At 63.2% G+C, this 17,957-nt stretch carries 14 protein-coding genes and 1 riboswitch; of the genes, 8 read left to right on the top strand and 6 right to left on the bottom strand.

Features of this window, described 5'->3' with window-relative positions:
- The first annotated feature begins 1 nt into the window (after nt 1).
- Nucleotides 2–1,915 (top strand): TRAP transporter permease, encoded by a 1,914-nt coding sequence (locus tag V1471_RS11085; protein ID WP_434288752.1) that lies wholly within the window; start codon nt 2–4, stop codon nt 1,913–1,915.
- Nucleotides 1,916–2,011: 96 nt separating this feature from the next.
- Nucleotides 2,012–3,064 carry a hypothetical protein gene (locus V1471_RS11080; protein ID WP_434288751.1) on the top strand — a complete coding sequence of 351 codons (1,053 nt, stop codon included), beginning with the start codon at nt 2,012–2,014 and terminating at the stop codon, nt 3,062–3,064.
- A 6-nt stretch (nt 3,065–3,070) separates the two neighbouring features.
- Here V1471_RS11080 and V1471_RS11075 read toward each other — a convergent pair whose 3' ends face one another.
- The 6 genes from V1471_RS11075 to V1471_RS11050 all read right to left on the bottom strand — a co-directional run bounded on the left by V1471_RS11075 (nt 3,071) and on the right by V1471_RS11050 (nt 10,954).
- Nucleotides 3,071–3,760, bottom strand: a complete 690-nt coding sequence (locus V1471_RS11075; RefSeq protein WP_434288750.1) for an adenosylcobinamide amidohydrolase — start codon at nt 3,758–3,760, stop codon at nt 3,071–3,073.
- A gap of 1 nt (nt 3,761) precedes the next feature.
- Nucleotides 3,762–4,499, bottom strand: a complete 738-nt coding sequence (locus V1471_RS11070; protein WP_434288748.1) for an ABC transporter ATP-binding protein — start codon at nt 4,497–4,499, stop codon at nt 3,762–3,764.
- Nucleotides 4,496–5,482 carry a FecCD family ABC transporter permease gene (locus V1471_RS11065; RefSeq protein WP_434288746.1) on the bottom strand — a complete coding sequence of 329 codons (987 nt, stop codon included), beginning with the start codon at nt 5,480–5,482 and terminating at the stop codon, nt 4,496–4,498. The genes V1471_RS11070 and V1471_RS11065 overlap by 4 nt, the downstream gene beginning before the upstream one ends.
- A complete protein-coding gene (locus V1471_RS11060; RefSeq protein ID WP_434288744.1) occupies nt 5,479–6,345 on the bottom strand; it encodes an ABC transporter substrate-binding protein in 867 nt (288 codons plus the stop codon). The genes V1471_RS11065 and V1471_RS11060 overlap by 4 nt, the downstream gene beginning before the upstream one ends.
- Nucleotides 6,346–8,217, bottom strand: coding sequence for a TonB-dependent receptor plug domain-containing protein (locus tag V1471_RS11055; protein WP_434288742.1), 1,872 nt, complete (start codon nt 8,215–8,217; stop codon nt 6,346–6,348).
- A 124-nt stretch (nt 8,218–8,341) separates the two neighbouring features.
- Nucleotides 8,342–8,540, bottom strand: a riboswitch (cobalamin riboswitch).
- 68 nt (nt 8,541–8,608) lie between these two features.
- Nucleotides 8,609–10,954 (bottom strand): Tex family protein, encoded by a 2,346-nt coding sequence (locus V1471_RS11050; protein WP_434288741.1) that lies wholly within the window; start codon nt 10,952–10,954, stop codon nt 8,609–8,611.
- A 126-nt stretch (nt 10,955–11,080) separates the two neighbouring features.
- On the opposite strand from V1471_RS11050, the gene V1471_RS11045 reads away from it, so the two are divergent.
- The 6 genes from V1471_RS11045 to V1471_RS11020 all read left to right on the top strand — a co-directional run bounded on the left by V1471_RS11045 (nt 11,081) and on the right by V1471_RS11020 (nt 17,925).
- Nucleotides 11,081–11,968, top strand: coding sequence for a LysR family transcriptional regulator (locus V1471_RS11045; protein ID WP_434288739.1), 888 nt, complete (start codon nt 11,081–11,083; stop codon nt 11,966–11,968).
- Nucleotides 11,969–12,067: 99 nt separating this feature from the next.
- Nucleotides 12,068–12,553, top strand: a complete 486-nt coding sequence (locus tag V1471_RS11040) for a formate dehydrogenase subunit gamma (RefSeq protein ID WP_434288737.1) — start codon at nt 12,068–12,070, stop codon at nt 12,551–12,553.
- Nucleotides 12,550–14,076, top strand: coding sequence for a formate dehydrogenase beta subunit (locus V1471_RS11035; protein WP_434288736.1), 1,527 nt, complete (start codon nt 12,550–12,552; stop codon nt 14,074–14,076). Before V1471_RS11040 ends, V1471_RS11035 begins: the two co-directional genes overlap by 4 nt.
- Nucleotides 14,073–16,997 (top strand): formate dehydrogenase subunit alpha, encoded by a 2,925-nt coding sequence (fdhF, locus tag V1471_RS11030; protein WP_434288735.1) that lies wholly within the window; start codon nt 14,073–14,075, stop codon nt 16,995–16,997. Before V1471_RS11035 ends, fdhF begins: the two co-directional genes overlap by 4 nt.
- Nucleotides 16,994–17,725, top strand: a complete 732-nt coding sequence (gene fdhD / locus V1471_RS11025) for a formate dehydrogenase accessory sulfurtransferase FdhD (RefSeq protein ID WP_434288734.1) — start codon at nt 16,994–16,996, stop codon at nt 17,723–17,725. The genes fdhF and fdhD overlap by 4 nt, the downstream gene beginning before the upstream one ends.
- Entirely contained in the window at nt 17,722–17,925 is a 204-nt protein-coding gene (locus V1471_RS11020; protein ID WP_434288733.1) for a formate dehydrogenase subunit delta, read from the top strand. Before fdhD ends, V1471_RS11020 begins: the two co-directional genes overlap by 4 nt.
- The last annotated feature ends 32 nt before the right edge of the window (nt 17,926–17,957 follow it).

The raw sequence follows: 17,957 nt of genomic DNA, 5'->3' as shown, positions 1-17,957 counted from the left end.
GATGACCACTGATCGCTGGAATGTTGCGGACGGGGGGCTTAGGCTCCTGATCTCCCTGTCCGGTCTCGCCGTTGTGCTGCTGCCATGTCTCTGGGCGATCGATCCGTTCGACTGGCTGCGGTCCAATCTCGTCGTCGACCAGTTCCTTGCGGTCGAGCTTGCGCTTGCGCTCGGGTTCACCCTGTGGCTCCGGGCGCGAAACCTGCCCGCCGCTCTGCCGCGCGTGGGCTTCTTCCTCGCCGGTTGCGCCGCATTCGGCGTCGGGCTCTTCCTGTTTCGTCATTTCGCGGGCGAGGCGGCGCTGTTCATCATGCCGACGCCAAGGCTGCTCACCGTCTCGGTGCTGTTGATCGCAGTCACCCTGCTGGCCTCGTTCCTGGCCAGCGGCCCGATGATGGGTCTCTTGTTGTTCGGCGTGTTCGCTGTCGGCTATCTGGCGCAGTTCTTCCCTGCGCCGTTCGACGCCGCGCCCGTCGATCTGAAACGTTACACGGTCTATCTGGTGTTCGGCGGCAACGGCTTTCTCGGTCGCACGCTCGGTGTGATCGCCGGCACGGTGACCATCTATATTCTCTTCGGTGCGGTTTATGAGATCTCCGGCGGCACGGCGGCGATCGACGCGCTTGCCCGTAAGATGTCGCGGCGCGGCAAGGGCATGGCGATCAAGGCGACCATTGTCTCCTCGGGTCTTTTCGGCATGGTCTCCGGCAGCGCCAGCTCCAACGTGCTGACCTCCGGCGCTTTCACCATTCAGGCTATGCGCCGCTTCGGCCTTCCGGGGACCAAGGCGGGAGGGATCGAGGCGGTGTCCTCGACCATGGGGCAGATCACCCCGCCGGTGATGGGGGCTGCGGCCTTTCTCATGGCCGATCTGACCGGGCTGTCCTATGGCAGCATCGCGCTCGCGGCGACGGTTCCGGCGATCCTTTGTTACACGGTGATGTTCGTGCAGGCGAGTTGGATGGCCGCGCGGATCGAGGGCGAGCCTCTGCCCGAGGGGGCCGAACCGTCCGCCACGACAGCACAAGACGAGATGCCTGAACTGGCCTGGCGCGATCTCTGGCATCTCCTGCCGGTGATCGCCATCGTGACGGTGATGTTCAAGGGCGACAGGATGACGGAACTCGCGGGCATCGCAGGCATCGTGGCGGCGCTGCTGTCGGGGTGGATCCTGCACGGCCCCGCCGAGCTTTGGCGCCGGATCAGGTCCTCCGCCCAAAGCGCCTATAAGACCACCGCTTCGCTGGTGATCGCGGGTTCGGCTCTTGGCGTGGTGCTCGGTGTGTTGGGCATGACCGGGCTCGATGTGAGCCTGACGCTCGGCATTCGGGAGATCGGCGAAACCAGCCTCCTGCTGTCCCTGATCCTGACGGCATTGTCCGCCATGGTGCTGGGCGCGGGGATGGCGACGACCGGGGTCTATATCATCGTCGGCACACTTCTGGCGCCGGGGCTGGTGGCGCTCGGTGTGCCCTTGATGGCAGCACATCTGTTCGTGCTCTATTTCGGCGTGGTCTCGATGATCACCCCGCCCGTGGCCTTCGCGGCGCTTGCGGCCAGCGGCATCTCCGGCGAGTCCTTCACGAAAACGGCTTTTGCCGCGATGCGGTTCGGCTGGATCATCTATGTCCTGCCGTTCCTCTTCGTCTATGCGCCGGGGCTTTTGCTCGTGGGCGATCTCTGGACCGTGGCCGCCAGCCTTATGGGCGCTTTCGTTGCGATTCTGGCGGTGGATGCGCTTCTGGCCTGGGAAAACCGGCTTACTTCGGGTCTGGCCGCCGTCTCTTTGGTTCTGGCTGTCTGCGCCGTGTTCGACCCTATGGGGGGCGCGTCCTTCGCCGTCACGGCGGCCGTTCTCGCGCTTTGCAGCTTGCTGGTCTTGAAAGGTTGGGCGGTGAAATACGGCAAGGCCTGAGATGGTGAAAGCGTCACATTGCCGGGAGAGGGCTTCACCTTGCCCGCCAAATATGGCTTTTGTCGGGATGTCCGAAGTACTGTTCAAGGTGTCTCCATGACCTCCCGTCCCAAGCCGAAACTGGTGCTGCATGTCGGAATGCCGAAGACGGGATCGAGCGCCCTGCAAAACTGGCTTGCGAAATCCCGGCCCTTCCTGCGCACGCAGGGGGTTCTTTATCCGGGACAAGGCAAGTCGCAGTCCTTTCTCTCCCTGCCGCTTGATTTCGAGGCGCATGGCTCGCGGCTTTTGATCGACAAGATCGGGCGGTCGCAGGCCAAGGCCGATCGGCTGTTCGAGACGGAATGGCGCGCGCTGGAGGAGGAGATCCGCACGACCGCGCCCTCAACCGTCGTGCTTTCGACCGAGTATCTGTTCGCGCGCCTCGGCCTCACAGGTCGTGAGACGCTTTTGATGCGCTTGGCGGCGTGTTTCTCCGAGGTGCAGACCGTGGTTTATGTCCGCCAGCCTTCGAAATACTTCGCCTCCCTCGCGCTGCAACGCGTCCGGCATTCGGCTACGCTTTTGCCTGTCGCCCCCTTGCATGTCAGAACCGCACTCGAGACTTGGGACGCGGCGTTTCCCGGCCATGTCGAGGTTCGAACCTATGACAGGGACGCGCTTGTGCAGGGCGATATCGTTGCAGATTTCCTGACCACGCAACTCGGTCTGACCGGGCAGGGGCCGGGGACGCGGGAAAGTGTCAACAAGAGCATGAGCGCAGAGGCCGCGCATCTGATGCAGAGCGTCCAGCGCGAAGAGTTCGCCGGGCAGGACAATGTCGTGCTGCGCGAAAGAAACCGCTATCGCAAACGCCTTCTGGCCGCAGACGAACGCGTGTCCGGGGCGCAGCGGCCGAAGCTTCTGCCGGAGGTCGCGGCCTATCTGGATGAAAGCTCGACCGATCTGCTCTGGCTGCGGGAGCGCTATGGTGTGATCTTCGAGGCGTTGGATTATGAGCGGATCGGGGAGCGCCCGGGCTGGTCCGGGTCGTCGGAGCGGATTGCCGATCTGTTCGAGATCGACGAAAACCGTTTGCAGCGGCTCGAGGCGGCGATGCGGCGGTCGCGTTTGCCGTCCCTGTCATGGTTCATGGGCAAGCGACGTTAAAACGGGTCATTTCTCGCCGAACACCTTGCGCATCATCAGGGGATTTTCCCGCACCCATTCGGCGGCCCCCTCGGATACGGTGCTATAGACCGCCCGGCCGATCGCCTCCCCCAAGGTGGTGTGCAATCCGGCGTAGGCGCCCTGACCTGCGGGGGCGGCAAGCGCGAGGCAATCGGTCCCGGTGCCAGTGACGGGACCCGCCGCGAAGCGCAGGCCTGCCTCCATCACCGCCGCCGTGCGGGCCTCCGCCGCGATGGTCAGCGCTTCGATCTGGGCCACCTCCCGCAACGGCGTGTCGGTCTGTACGGCGATGTTGATCGTGCCATAGCTTTCGACCGCCCAATCGCGCGGGGTGCGCGCGCCGATGCGTTCGGCATTGCCAAGCCCCACGGTCGCAAGCGCCGCGACCCGTGCGCCCTCAACCGTCACTTCGGCGCGTTTGAAACGTGTGATGTTGCGCGAGGTCAGAAGGCCGACGGCATCGACATGATCGGTGCGCGCCATCTCGGTTGCGATCCAGTCGTCGACTTCGAGCCCTACCGGCAGATCGGCATTCTTCAGCTCGCGCCAGACGATATGTCGTGCGGTGACGAAGCCGGGGCGATAGGGCGCAAAGCTCAAGACCCGCATCGGCGCGCCGAGATCGGCGATCAGCCAGGGGCGAGTGAGATGCGGGGTCAGAAAGATGTCAGCCATGTCAGGGCTTTGATATCTGGGCAAGCGGTTGCACCACAAGCCCCTCGGGCGTGTCCGAGAGCAGACAACGGATCGCAAACACTTCGGCCAGAAGCGCTTCGGTCAGCACGTCTCGCGGGGGGCCGTCGGCGACGATCCGGCCTTCGGACATCACGATCAGCCGGGTGCAGTGACGTGCAGCCAGCCCCAGATCGTGCAGCGAAGCGATGACGCCCCGGCCTTCGGAGACGAGCGTTGCAAAGGTGTCCATCGCGCCGATCTGATGTGCCGGATCAAGCCCGGCGATGGGCTCGTCGGCGAGGAGAAGGGGGGTGTCCTGCGCCAGCGCGCGGGCGATCAGCACACGGGCCTGTTCGCCGCCCGACAACCCGGTCGCGGGACGCTCTGCGTAGGCCATGAGGTCCATGCGGGTCAGGGCGGCAATGACTTCGGGGGCGTCCTGGTTTTCGTTTTGCGCCAGTGAGACCAGATGCGCGACGCTCACCGGCCATGCAATCTCGCGCGTTTGCGGCAGCCAGGCGGCGGCCCTGGCACGGGCGGCGGGGGAGAGACGCGCCAGAGAACTTTCGCCTTCCGCCGGGATCAACCCGAGGGCGGCGCGCATGAGTGTCGATTTGCCCGCTCCGTTGGGGCCGATGAGCCCGACGAACTCGCCGGCACTCACCGAGAAGCTGGCCTGATTCAGCGTGAGACGGTCTCCGCGCCGGACGGTGAGGTTTTCAACGGACAAAATGCTCATGGTTGTCCCCGCATGCGCCAGATCAGGTGAAAGAATACGGGGGCACCGACCAGCGCCATCAGGACGCCGAGTTTTAGGTCGCGTCCCGGCAGGATCAGCCGCACGGCGACATCGGCGGCCAGAACGAGCGCCGCGCCGCCGAGAGCGGAGGCGAGCAAAAGCCGTGCGGGCCGTGCGCCGACCAGAGGGCGGAGCACATGCGGCACCACAAGGCCGACAAAGCCGACGGCGCCTGCGACGGCGGTGGCGGCGCCTACGGAGGCGGCCACGCCCGCGACGAGGATGAAGCGCAGGCGCTTGAGGTTGACGCCCATGGAGGCGGCGGCTTCCTCGCCGAGTGTGAGCCGGTCGAGCCCGCGCCCGGTGAGCGACAGCAGCAGCCAGCCCGCAGCCATCACTGGCAGAGCGGTCCAGACATGGAGGAAGGAGCGATCCGCCAGCGAGCCCATCATCCAGAAGACGATCTCATTGGCGGCAAAGGGATTTGGCGAGAGGTTGAGGACGAGGGCCGTAAGGGCGGAGGCGAGGGCCGAGACCGCGATGCCCGCGAGGATCAGCGACAGCGTGCCGCCGCCGCGCCCGGCGAGGAGCAGGATGAGGATGACGCAGGTGGCGGCGCCGGTGAGGGCGGAGAGCGGCAGGGCGAGGGCGAAGAGGGCGGCAAAGCCGCTTTGCAGGGCGATGACGGCGCCCAAGGCGGCGGAGGCGGAAATGCCGATAACCCCCGGTTCTGCAAGTGGATTTCGCAAATATCCCTGCATTGCGGCACCGGAGAGACCAAGGCTGACACCGACCATCACCCCCAAGAGTGCGCGGGGCAAACGGATCTCGCGCATCACCATGCTCAATGGGCCGTCGCTGTCGTGAAAGAGCGCCACAAGGCTCTCAATCGGGCCGACTTTGGCGACGCCGACGATGAGGGAAAGTGCGAAAAGCACGACGAGCAACAGGGTGAGAAGCGCGACGAGGACAGAATACTTCATTGGGTTTCCTCCCGCCGCAGACGCTCGTCCCGGAGCTTGTCCACGGCATTGAGAACAGAGGGCAGGCCGCAAATCCAGTCGCGGTCCTGCATCGCCATATGACCGCCTGTGAGGCGTTTCAGGGCAGGGTGCGAGAGCACCTCTTCGGCGCGGGCTTCGCCGGGATAATCGGAGCCGGAAATCACCAGATCGGGGTTGGCCATGACCAGAGCTTCGAGCGGGAGGAAGCCGCCATAGGGCAGGCCAAGCTCGGTGGCCAACGTGTGAAACCCTGCGGTTTCGATGATCTGACCGGCCAGAGTTTGCACCCCGGAGCTGTAGCCGTTGGCCGCGTAAGTGGCCGCTGTGGGGCGTCGGATTTGCGTCGGACTTCTGTCGGACAAGCGTCGGGCAAAAGTATCGGCCATGTCGCGGGCCTGATCTGCGCGTCCGAGCGCTTCGCCCATCTTCAGCATATTGGCCGGGACGTCTTCGAGCGACTGTGCGGGGGCGAATTCCTTGACGGCAATGCCGAGCCTGCGGAGCATGGAGACGGTGGCGCGCGAGGTGTACTGACCGGCGAGCACGAGATCGGGTTTCAGCAGGTAAATCTCTTCGGCCTGACCGGTGTTGGTGGGATAGCTCTGGGCCTCGTCCGCCATCACGGAGGCGCGCGGATCGCGGGCCAGTACGGTGATCGAGACAAGCTGACCGGGGGCGGCCAGCATCATGCCAAGCTGATCGGTGCAGAGATTGATCGAGACCACCCGTTTGGGCGCGGGCGGGGTCTCTTGCGATACCTCTGGAGACAGGTCTTGGGCAAAAGCCGCCGCCCCCGTGATCACGAGGGCGGCGGTGAGCGGTATGAGACCCGGAAAGCGCACTTAGAAGGACGCTTTGAGACCGAGATAGGCGGACCGGCCGGGCGTGTTGTAGCCGGAGATGGTCTCATAATCCTCGTCGGTGAGGTTTTCGACACGCAGGTAAAGCTGGGTCTTGTCGGTCAGATCATAGGATAGACTCGCGTTGACCAAAGTGTAGTCGTCGAGTTTCACGCTGCTGTCGATCACGTCGGCGACATGCTGCACCTCGAGCGAGCCAGCAAAGCGCGCGCTCAACTCGGCGTTGGCGCCGAGCACCAGGTCATGACGCGGAATGCGGACGTCACGATCACCTTCGGTCTTGGCGTCCGTGTAGGTGTAGTTGCCGTAAAGTGAGACCGTGTCGCTGAGCGCATAGCCAGCGGACAGTTCGACACCTTTAGAGACCGTCGTACCGTCCACCTGATTGTAGCAGCCGAAGGAGCTGGAGCAGGCCGTGCTGCTGTAATCGAAACCGATGCGGTCTTCGATTTCGGTGTAGAACAGCGTGCCTTTGACGAAGCCCTGTTCGCCGAAACGGCGCTCAAGACCAAGCTCGACGCTTTGGCTGGTTTCTTCTTTCAGGTCCGGATCGCCATAAGGGCTGTAGCGTTCATAGAGCGAGGGGGCGCGGAAGCCCGTGCCAAGCACGGCCCGTGCGGTCCATTCCGGCGCGAATTCCCAAGCTGCGGCCAGACGGCCGGAAATGTGATCGCCGAAATCGGAATGATCGTCGTAGCGCAGCGCAGCGGAGAGGTTCAGCCCGGCGGTGGGTTCGAACAAAAGTTCGGCTTTCACGGACGCGTTATGGTCGTTGCCTTTTGCGGCGGCTGAGGTGTCAGAGGTGTTTGTATACTCTTCTTCGACATAGTCCGCCCCAAAGGTCAGGGTGGTGATGGCCGACAGATCGGCAGACCCGAGGTAGCTCAACTCGGTGCGGCGGCTCGTGAAATCGGACTTAGCATCTTCAACGAAGGCGTAAGGGTAACTGGTGTAGTCATAGCTGTCGGCGATATAGGTCCGGTCGGCTTCGAACAGCGATGCGCTAAACTCATGGGTCACGATATCGCCGTTGATCCGGACATAGCCACGCAGACCTTTTTCTTCGCGGCTTGCGGTGGCGTAGGTGTCTGTCGAAGTATCGTAATCCAGATCGGAGGTGCGGTAGAGACCCGTGAGGCCGACGGTGACGTTGTCGCTGACATCCTGTTCGAGACCGAAGGTCAGAGCGGTTTCTTCGAAGCCATCATCTTCTGAGTTGCTGGCTTGCGAGGAGAACCCGTCGGTTTTGAAATGCGACAGCGTGAAGGCGAGAGAGCCCGTGTCGCTTTCGATTTTGTGAGACACGCCAGCGGAGTAAGTACCGTAGCTGCCAGCCTCAACCGTGGCGCTCAGGCCGGGTTCCCCGGAGAGCGTGTCGATGCTGACCACGCCAGCGATGGCTTCGGAGCCATAAAGCGCGGATTGCGAGCCTTTCAGAACTTCGATCCCGGTGACGCCGTAGGACAGCAGACCTCCAAAATCGTAGCCGATCTTGGAACTGGAGGCATCGGTCACGTCAATGCCATTGATCCGCACGCCGATGTAATCGGAGGACAAGCCGCGGATGCGCAGGGAGGTCGAGGTGCCGGGGCCGCCGTTGCGGCTCATGGAGACGCCGGGCAGGGTGGCGAGGACGTCGGACACGGATTGCGTGGCCCCGCCGGTCTCTTCGCCGTCGAGTTTTTCCACCGTCGCGCCGGTCTTGCTGGCGGGGACGGGGGTGAGGCTGCCGGAGACGATGATTTCGTCGAGTTGGTAGGGCGTATCTTCGAAGCTTTGGGCGAATGCTGCAAGCGGCAGGGTGAGGGCTGCCGTGGTCAATAGCGTGATGCGCAGGCTGTGTTTGGCACGCATATGTCAATCCTCCTGAGCGGGGGGTACGCCCCGCATGTCGAAAATATCTGTGGAGGGACCTCCGCAGACAGTGAGAGCGTCACCGCTGCGGATATGCCGCTTCCGTGGCGCGCCCCGCGCCCGGAAAAGGGTGATCATCCAAGCAGGTCTCCTGGCTCACGGATCTCGGCGACAGCCAGCCTTCCCGGGGGAGATCCCAGTGGCTCTGGTTGGCCTCGCTCACCGCTTACAGTTGCGGGGGCAGCCACGGCTTTGGACAGGGATGCCCATTCCGTGTTCCCTTTTCATCCGGCTGCGCCGGAACTCGAATGGGGGCAGAAAAGCGAAATGGCCGGAGAAGTCAAGATTCTCCGGCCTGTTTGGGCGTTGTGTCACGTCGCGGAAGGCGGGGTCAGCGTTTCTTTTTCATCGCATCCAAAAGCGCCGCGCCAAACGCGCCCTGACTTTCCGACGGGCGGGATTGCGCGGGTTTGGGGCCGCGAGGCTTGCCGGTGTAGCTGGCTTTGGTGTCTTTGTTCCCGCGCTGTTGCTGGGGGCCACGGTCCTCCGCCGCACCGCCGTCCTTGCGCATCGAGAGCCCGATGCGTTTGCGGGGGATGTCGACTTCGGTGACACGGACGGAGACGATGTCCCCGGCTTTCACCACCTCATGCGGGTCTTTGACGAAGCGGTCGGCCAGTTGGCTGACGTGCACGAGCCCGTCTTGGTGGACGCCGATGTCGACGAAAGCGCCAAAGGCCGCGACGTTGGTGACGGTGCCTTCGAGGCGCATGCCGGGTTTCAGGTCTTTGATGTCCTCGACGCCATCGGTGAAGGTGGCGGTTTTGAACTCGGGGCGCGGATCGCGGCCGGGTTTTTCCAGCTCGGTGAAAATGTCGCGCACGGTGGGCAGGCCGAAGTCCGTGGTGACGAATTGTTCGGCTTTGAGGCCCTTGAGCGCCGTGGGGTTGCCCATGATGTCGCGCATGTCGCGGCCACAGGCTTTGACGATTTCACGGGCGACGCCGTAGGCTTCGGGGTGGACCGAGGAGGCGTCGAGCGGGTCCTCGCCGTCGCGGATGCGCAGGAAGCCCGCGCATTGCTCGAAGGCTTTCGGGCCGAGGCCGGAGACTTTGAGCAGCGATTTGCGCGAGGGGAAGGCGCCGTGACTGTCGCGATGGATGACGATGCTTTGGGCGAGCGAGGGCCCGAGACCCGCGACTTGGGCCAGCAAGGGGGCCGAGGCCATGTTCAGGTCCACGCCGACAGCGTTCACCGCGTCTTCGACCACGGCTTCGAGCGCCTGAGACAGGCGGCGCTGGTCGACGTCGTGTTGATACTGGCCGACGCCGATGCTCTCGGGCGTGATTTTCACGAGTTCCGCGAGCGGGTCCTGAAGGCGGCGGGCGATGGAGACCGCGCCACGAAGCGACACGTCGAGATCGGGGAATTCCGTGGCCGCAAGCTCTGAGGCGGAATAGACCGACGCACCCGCTTCCGAGACCACGACCTTGGTCGGGGCTTTGACGGCGGGCGGCAGGAGTTTGAGGGTCTCCATGACGAGCTTTTCGGTCTCGCGACTGGCGGTGCCGTTGCCGATGGCAATGAGTTCAACGCCGTGGCGGGTCACCAGATCAATGATCTTCGCCTCCGCCCCGCGCACGTCCATTTTCGGTTGAAACGGGTAAAGCGTGGCGGTTTCCAAGAGCTTGCCGGTGGCGTCGACCACGGCGGCCTTGACGCCGGTGCGAATGCCCGGATCTAGGCCGAGCGTGGCTTTGGCACCGGCAGGCGCGGCGAGCAAAAGGTCCTTGAGGTTGCGGGAGAACACGGTGATCGCGTCCTCATGGGCGCGTTGGCGCAGCTCACCCAACAGGTCGATGTGCAGAGAAATGGCGAATTTCACCCGCCACGCCCAGCGGGCGACGGTGCGCAGCCAGAGATCGCCGGGCTGCTCAGACGCCGTGCCAAGATAGGACGCGACCATGGCGATGGCGCGGTCCGCGCCTGCCTCCGGCTCCGGCGCGATCTCCATGGTGACGATCTCTTCCTTGGCGGCGCGCAGGATGGCGAGTGCGCGGTGCGACGCGATGTCGGACCACTTTTCCGAATGGTCGAAATAGTCGGAGAATTTCGCGCCCTCCTGTTCCTTGCCCGCGATGACTTTGGCGGTGACAAGGGCCTCGCGCCGCATGAAATCGCGCAGCTTGCCCAAGAGATCGGCGCTTTCCGACAGCTCCTCGGTCGCGATGTCGCGCGCGCCGTTGAGCGCGTCTTTGACCGTGGGCACGGCCTCGGTGATATAGCCTTCGGCGAGCTTTTCGGGATCGGCGGCGCGGTCCGATTTGATCGCTTCCAACAGAGGCTCCAAGCCGTTTTCACGGGCGATCATCGCCTTGGTGCGGCGCTTGGGCTTATAGGGCAGGTAGATGTCTTCGAGGGTCGATTTGCTTTCGGCGCCTGCAATGGCGCGTTTCAGATCGTCCGTGAGCTTGCCCTGATCGGCGATGGATTTGAGGATGGTCATCCGCCGGGCTTCCAATTCGCGCAGGTAGGAGAGGCGGTCGTTCAGGAGACGCAACTGGGTGTCGTCCAAGCCGCCCGTCACCTCTTTGCGGTAGCGCGCGATGAAAGGAACGGTCGCGCCCTCGTCCAAAAGCCCGATGGCCGCTGTGACCTGTGTCTGCGAGGCGGCGATGTCGGTGGCGATGGTGCGGGCAATGCGGGCGGCGGTCTGCGGATCGGTGGGCGTGCTCAAATCTGGTCCTCCTGTCGGGAGGTCTGTCTTAGCCCGCGCGGGCGGGGTCGCCAAGAGGGGAGGTGACCTGTCCACAGTCGATATGATATGCCTATCGAACGGACCTATTTTCATCGGAATATCCCTATGCTGAGCAAGCTTGAAATGTTCATCGCCGTCGCCAAAGAGGGCCATTTCGGACGGGCGGCGATTTCGCTCGGGATCACTCAGCCCAGCCTTTCGGCGGGGATCAAGCAGTTGGAGGACCAACTGGGCGTGCAACTGATCTTTCGCGGCTCGCGGTTCGGCGGATTGACGCCGGAGGGGCAAAGGGCGCTGGTCTGGGCGCGCAAGATCGTGGCCGACAGCCGCCAGCTTCGCGATGAAATGCGGGCGACGAAACACGGGCTGTCGGGGCAGTTGCGGATTGCGGCAATCCCGACGGCACTCACTTGGGCGGCGCGGATTTCGACGGTGTTCATGGCGGCACACCCCAATGTGCGCCTGTCGATCCTCTCGAAACCCTCGACGCAAATCCTGACCATGCTGGATGATCTCGATGCCGATGCCGGGCTGACCTATCTGGACAACGAGCCTCTGGGGCGGGTCAGTGCCGTGCCGCTCTATGAAGAGCGCTATATGGTGGTGAGCGCAGAGGGCGGTGTGTTTGCCGGGCGCAGTTCGGTCGATTGGAGCGATCTCGATGGCGTGCCGATGTGCCTTTTGTCGCCGGAGATGCAGAACCGGCGGATCATCGACCGCAATCTGGACGCCTCCGGTGTGGTGCCGGAGGTGCGGGTCGAATCGAATTCGACGGTGGTGCTGATCGCCCATGTGGAAAGCGGCGGCTGGGTGACGGTCCTGCCCGAAGGCGTGGCGCGGTTTCTGACCGAGGGCAAGGCGCTGGACCTTATTCCGCTGTCGGGGGGAGAGGTCGGGCATCGCGTGGGGCTGATCGCGCCGCATCGCGATCCGAACACGCCGGTTTTGGCGGCGCTGTTGGCCGAGGCGAGGCGCTTGTCCGACTTGGTTTGATAGGTTTAGGCTATCGTTTGACGGTTTAACGATATTGATTTGGCGATGCTGGGCGTGGTCTTCTGATGGGAAACGCACGGAATTCCAAAGAGGTCAGCCATGACGCCAGCCACCCCCTCGCACGGGGCCGCCGATGACGGGACGATTGCGGAGATCATCTCTGCGCACGCCCATCTCGAAGGTCCGCTTTTGCCGATGTTGCACGCGTTGCAGGAGGTGTTCGGTATGATCCCGACGGCAGCCCATGCGCCGATCTGCAAGGCGCTGTCGATCACCTCCGCCGAATTGAAGGGCGTGATCTCGTTTTACCACGATTTCCGGGAGAAACCGGCGGGTAAGCATGTGCTCAAGATCTGTCGGGCGGAGGCGTGTCAGTCGATGGGGGGTGTCGGCTTTGCCGAGGCTTTGCTCGCCAAGCTGGGCCTCGACTGGCACGGCACGACGCCGGACGGCAAGCTGACGGTGGAGCCGGTTTATTGCCTTGGGCTTTGTGCTTGTGCGCCTGCCGCGATGGTCGACGACAGGCTGATCGGGCGGGCCGATGAGGCGCGGGTTGAGGCGGCTCTGGCGGGGGCGATGGCATGAAAATTTACGTTCCGATGGATTCGGCGGCCAAGGCGCTGGGCGCCGATGAGGTGGCGGATAAGCTGACGCAGGAGATCGCCGCGCGCGGGATCGAGGCGGAGATCGTGCGCAACGGCACGCGCGGGATGATCTGGCTGGAACCGCTGGTCGAGATCGAGAAGGACGGCGTGCGTCTGGCCTATGGGCCGATCTCGGAAGGCGAAGTGAGCGCGCTTTTGAATGGCGAGATCGGGACGCTGGGCAAGGTCGAAGACATGCCGTTCTTTGCCCGTCAGACCCGGCTGACCTTTGCGCGCTGCGGGCTGACCGATCCGCTGTCGCTGGCAGATTACGAGGCGCATGGCGGGCTTGAGGGGCTCAAACGTGCGATTGGCATGTCGCAGGACGCGATCATCGACGAGGTGAAACTCTCGGGCCTGCGCGGGCGTGGCGGGGCAGGGTTCCCGACGGGGATCAAATGGGACACGGTGCGGCTGGCGCATGCGCCGCAGAAATACATCGTCTGCAACGCCGATGAGGGCGACAGCGGCACCTTTGCCGACCGGATGATCATGGAGGGCGATCCGTTCACCCTGATCGAAGGCATGGCCATTGCAGGTCTCGGGTGTGGAGCGACGAAGGGCTATGTTTATACGCGCTCCGAGTATCCGGATGCGGTTGCGGTGATGCGTCGGGCGGTGGAGATTGCGCGGGGTGCGGGCGTGCTTGGGGCGGATGTTTTGGGCTCCGGGCGCGCGTTTGACATGGAGGTCCGTGTCGGCGCGGGGGCGTATGTTTGTGGCGAGGAAACCTCGCTTCTCAATTCGCTCGAAGGCAAACGCGGCACGGTGCGCGCCAAGCCGCCGCTTCCGGCGTTGGAAGGGTTTCTTGGCCGTCCGACCGTGGTGAACAACGTGATTTCGCTGGCGACTGTGCCGGTGATTTTCGCCAAGGGGGCCGAGCATTACGCCAATTTCGGGCTGGGGCGGTCGAAAGGTACGATGCCGATTCAGATTGCAGGAAATGTGAAATTCGGCGGGCTGTTCGAGACGGCCTTTGGCATGCCGCTCGGCACGCTGGTCAACGAGATTGCGGGAGGGACGGCCACCGGGCGTCCGGTCAAGGCGGTGCAGGTCGGCGGGCCGCTGGGGGCCTATTTGCACCCGGATCAGTTCGATACGCCCTTTGGCTATGAAGAGTTCGACGGGCAAAAGGCGCTGATCGGGCATGCGGGGATCGTGGTGTTCGACGACACGGCGGATATGCTGTCGATGGCGCGGTTTGCGATGGAATTCTGCGCGGTGGAGAGCTGTGGCAAATGTACGCCCTGCCGCATCGGGGCGGTGCGGGGCGTGGAGACGCTCGACCGGATCAAAGAGGGCGACGTGAATGCGATCCCGCTTTTGACCGATCTTTGCGAGGTGATGGTGGATGGATCACTCTGCGCGCTGGGCGGGTTTACGCCCTATCCGGTGATGTCTGCGCTGCGGCATTTCCCGGAAGATTTCGCGCCCAAGAACGCCCGTAAGGAGGCCGCAGAATGAAAGATTTCATTATTCCCTGGGAAACCGGCACGGGTGTCTATGACGATGTGGATCGTGGGACGCCCGCCAAGACCGGTAAGCCGGTGACGCTGACCATCGACGGGATGGAGATCACGGTGCCGGAGGGCACGTCCGTGATGCGCGCGGCCTCTGAACTGGGCATTCAGGTGCCGAAGCTTTGTGCGACGGACAGTCTTGAGGCCTTCGGCTCTTGTCGTCTCTGTGCGGTCGAGATCGAAGGGCGGCGCGGCACGCCCGCGTCGTGTACGACGCCGGTTCATGCCGGGATGAAGGTGCACACCCAGACCGACAAGCTGCGCAAATTGCGCAAAGGCGTGATGGAGCTTTATATCTCCGATCACCCGCTGGATTGTCTGACCTGTGCGGCGAATGGAGATTGCGAACTTCAGGATATGGCGGGTGCGGTTGGCCTGCGCGATGTGCGCTATGAGGCACCGAAATCTGCGCCGCTCGCGAACCATTTCGAGGCGCGCAATACCTCCGGCGAGGCCAATCCCGAATGGCTGCCGAAGGACGACAGCAACCCGTATTTCACCTACGATCCGTCGAAATGCATCGTCTGCAACCGCTGTGTGCGGGCCTGCGAAGAGGTGCAGGGGACCTTTGCGCTGACCATCGAGGGCCGGGGCTTTGACAGCCGTGTGGCGGTGGGGGCGGAGAATTTCCTCGCCTCCGATTGTGTGTCCTGTGGCGCCTGTGTGCAGGCTTGCCCGACCGCGACGCTGCAAGAAAAATCCGTGATCGAGATGGGCACGCCGGATCGCTCTGTGGTGACGACCTGCGCCTATTGCGGCGTGGGCTGTAGCTTCAAGGCGGAGATGCAGGGCGATCAACTGGTGCGCATGGTGCCCTATAAGCACGGCAAGGCGAACCGGGGGCATTCCTGTGTTAAAGGAAGATTTGCCTATGGATATGCCACTCATAAGGATCGTATTTTGAGCCCGATGGTGCGCGACAGTGTCGATCAGCCGTGGCGCGAGGTGTCTTGGGATGAGGCGCTGAAGTTTGCGGCGCAGAAGCTTGTGGGGCTTCAGAAGAAATACGGTCAGAAGAGCATCGGGGTTATTACCTCCTCGCGCTGCACCAACGAAGAGACCTATCTCGTTCAGAAACTCACCCGCGCGGTGTTTGGCAACAACAACACCGACACCTGCGCGCGCGTGTGCCATTCGCCGACCGGCTATGGGTTGGGCCAGACCTTTGGCACCTCGGCGGGGACGCAGGATTTCGACTCGGTCGAAAAGTCCGACGTCGTGATGGTGATCGGCGCGAACCCGACGGACGGGCATCCGGTTTTTGCCTCGCGTCTGCGCAAGCGGTTGCGCGAAGGTGCCAAGCTGATCGTGGTCGACCCGCGCCGGATTGATTTGCTGGAAACGCCGCATCTGGGCGAGGCGCATCACCTGCCGCTCAAACCGGGGACGAACGTTGCCGTGGTGTCCGCGCTGGGCCATGTGATCGTGACCGAAGGGCTTTATGATCCGACGTTTATTGCCGAACGCTGTGATGTGGACGCTTGGGAAGATTACAAGTCTTTCATCTCCGATGAACGTCATGCGCCGGAAGCGACCGAAGCCCTCACCGGCGTTCCGGCGGCCAAGTTGCGCGAGGCTGCACGCGCCTTTGCGCAGGGTGGCAACGGGGCGATCTATTATGGCCTCGGCGTAACCGAACATTCGCAGGGGTCCACGACCGTGATGGCCATCGCCAACCTCGCGATGATGACCGGCAACATCGGGCGCGAAGGCGTGGGGGTGAACCCGCTGCGGGGGCAGAACAACGTGCAGGGGTCCTGCGATATGGGGTCGTTCCCGCACGAGTTGCCGGGGTATCGCCATGTGAAACTGCCCGAAGTGCGGAAGATTTTCGAGGACACCTGGGGTGTTGAATTGGACTCGGAACCCGGTCTGCGCATTCCGAATATGCTCGACGCGGCGGTCGATGGCACGTTCAAAGGGCTTTATTGTCAGGGCGAAGACATCCTGCAATCCGACCCGGATACCAAGCATGTGGCCGCTGGTCTCGCGGCGATGGAATGTGTCATCGTGCATGACCTGTTCCTGAACGAGACGGCAAATTACGCACATGTTTTCCTGCCCGGATCGTCTTTCCTCGAAAAAGAAGGCACATTTACCAATGCCGAGCGCCGGATCAACCGGGTGCGCAAGGTGATGGCTCCGAAGAACGGTTATGAGGATTGGCAGGTCACGCAGATGCTCGCCAACGCCGTTTTGAAAGAAACCGAGGGCAAGCCGTGGAGCTATACCCATCCGGCGGAGATCATGGCGGAGATCGCCGCGACCACGCCGTCTTTCGCGGGGGTCGATTATGCGGTGCTCGAAGAGAAAGGCTCCGTGCAATGGCCCTGTAACGAGGAGCACCCGGATGGCACGCCGTTGATGCATGTCGACGGGTTCGTGCGTGGCAAGGGGCGGTTCATCGTCACGGAATATATCGCGACGGCGGAGAAATCCGGGCCGCGCTTCCCGCTTTTGCTCACCACGGGGCGGATTTTGAGCCAGTATAACGTCGGCGCGCAGACGCGGCGGACCGATAACGTGGTCTGGCACGATCAGGACGTGTTGGAAATCCACCCGCATGATGCCGAGAACAGGGGGCTGAGGGATGGGGACTGGGTGCGGCTGGCGTCGCGTTCGGGGGAAACCTCGCTGCGGGCGAAGATCACCGATCGGGTCAGTCCGGGTGTGGTCTATACCACCTTCCACCACCCGGACACGCAGGCCAATGTCATCACTACGGATTACTCCGACTGGGCGACGAACTGCCCGGAATACAAGGTGACGGCGGTGCAGGTGTCGCCGTCGAACGGACCGTCGGACTGGCAGGAGCGTTATACTGCGCAGGCCGAGCAATCGCGCCGGATCGAGGCGGCGGAATGAAGCTGGTCGACGCCCTCCCGGAAGAAGCCCCCGTCGCGCTCGTGTACAACGGCTCGACGGCGGCGGTCATGATGGCGTCGCCCTTTGATCTTTCGGAGTTTTTGGTGGGGTTTTCTGTATCAGAAGGCATCGTCGAGGATCCCTCTGAGGTGACCGAGATCACCGCGATCAAACATCCGCATGGCTATGAGGTGCGGGGGCGCATTCCTGACGACCGCGCGTCGGCGATGGATGCGCGGCGTCGGGCCTCTGTCGGGCCGATGGGCTGCGGATTGTGCGGCATCGAGAGCCTCGATGAGGCGACGGCCTTTCCGGGGACGGTGGCGCCGATGGTGGCGGGGCTTGAGACCTATGCGCGTTCGGCGCTGGACGCGTTGAACGCAGGGCAGAAGCGACGCGATCAGGTGGGGGCGATGCATGCCGCCGGGTTCTTTACCGCTGACGGTCTGATCGCACTGCGCGAAGATGTCGGGCGACACAATGCGCTCGATAAGCTGATCGGCGCGCTGGCCGGAACGGATGTGAGCGGGGGCGCGGTGATCATCACCTCGCGGCTCTCTGTCGATCTGGTGCAGAAATGCGTGCGCGCGGGGATTTCCGGGCTGTTTGCGCTGTCCTCGCCGACGCGGGCGGCGGTGGAACTGGCGCGGGAGACCGGGCTGACATTGATGGTGCTGCGCCGGGAGGCGGTGGTGGCCTATACGGATGAAAAGGAAGATTGCGCATGACCGATGCGAAAATGGTGCTGATGGCCAATCAGATTGCGAGCTTTTTCGAGACCCAGCCGGGGAGTGATCAGGCGGCGGGGATTGCGGCGCATCTCAAGGATTTCTGGGAGCCGCGGATGCTGAACCAGCTCAAGACCTATCTGGGACAGGGCGGTGAGGGGCTTAATGCCTTGGTGATCGAGGCCGGTCAGTCACTTTGAAATACTCAAAATGACATTGAAAAACCCCGCCA

Origin of the sequence: Celeribacter sp. SCSIO 80788 (genome assembly GCF_051054295.1) — a bacterium.
Lineage (GTDB): Bacteria > Pseudomonadota > Alphaproteobacteria > Rhodobacterales > Rhodobacteraceae > Celeribacter.
This window is presented reverse-complemented; position numbering and strand designations above follow the sequence as displayed.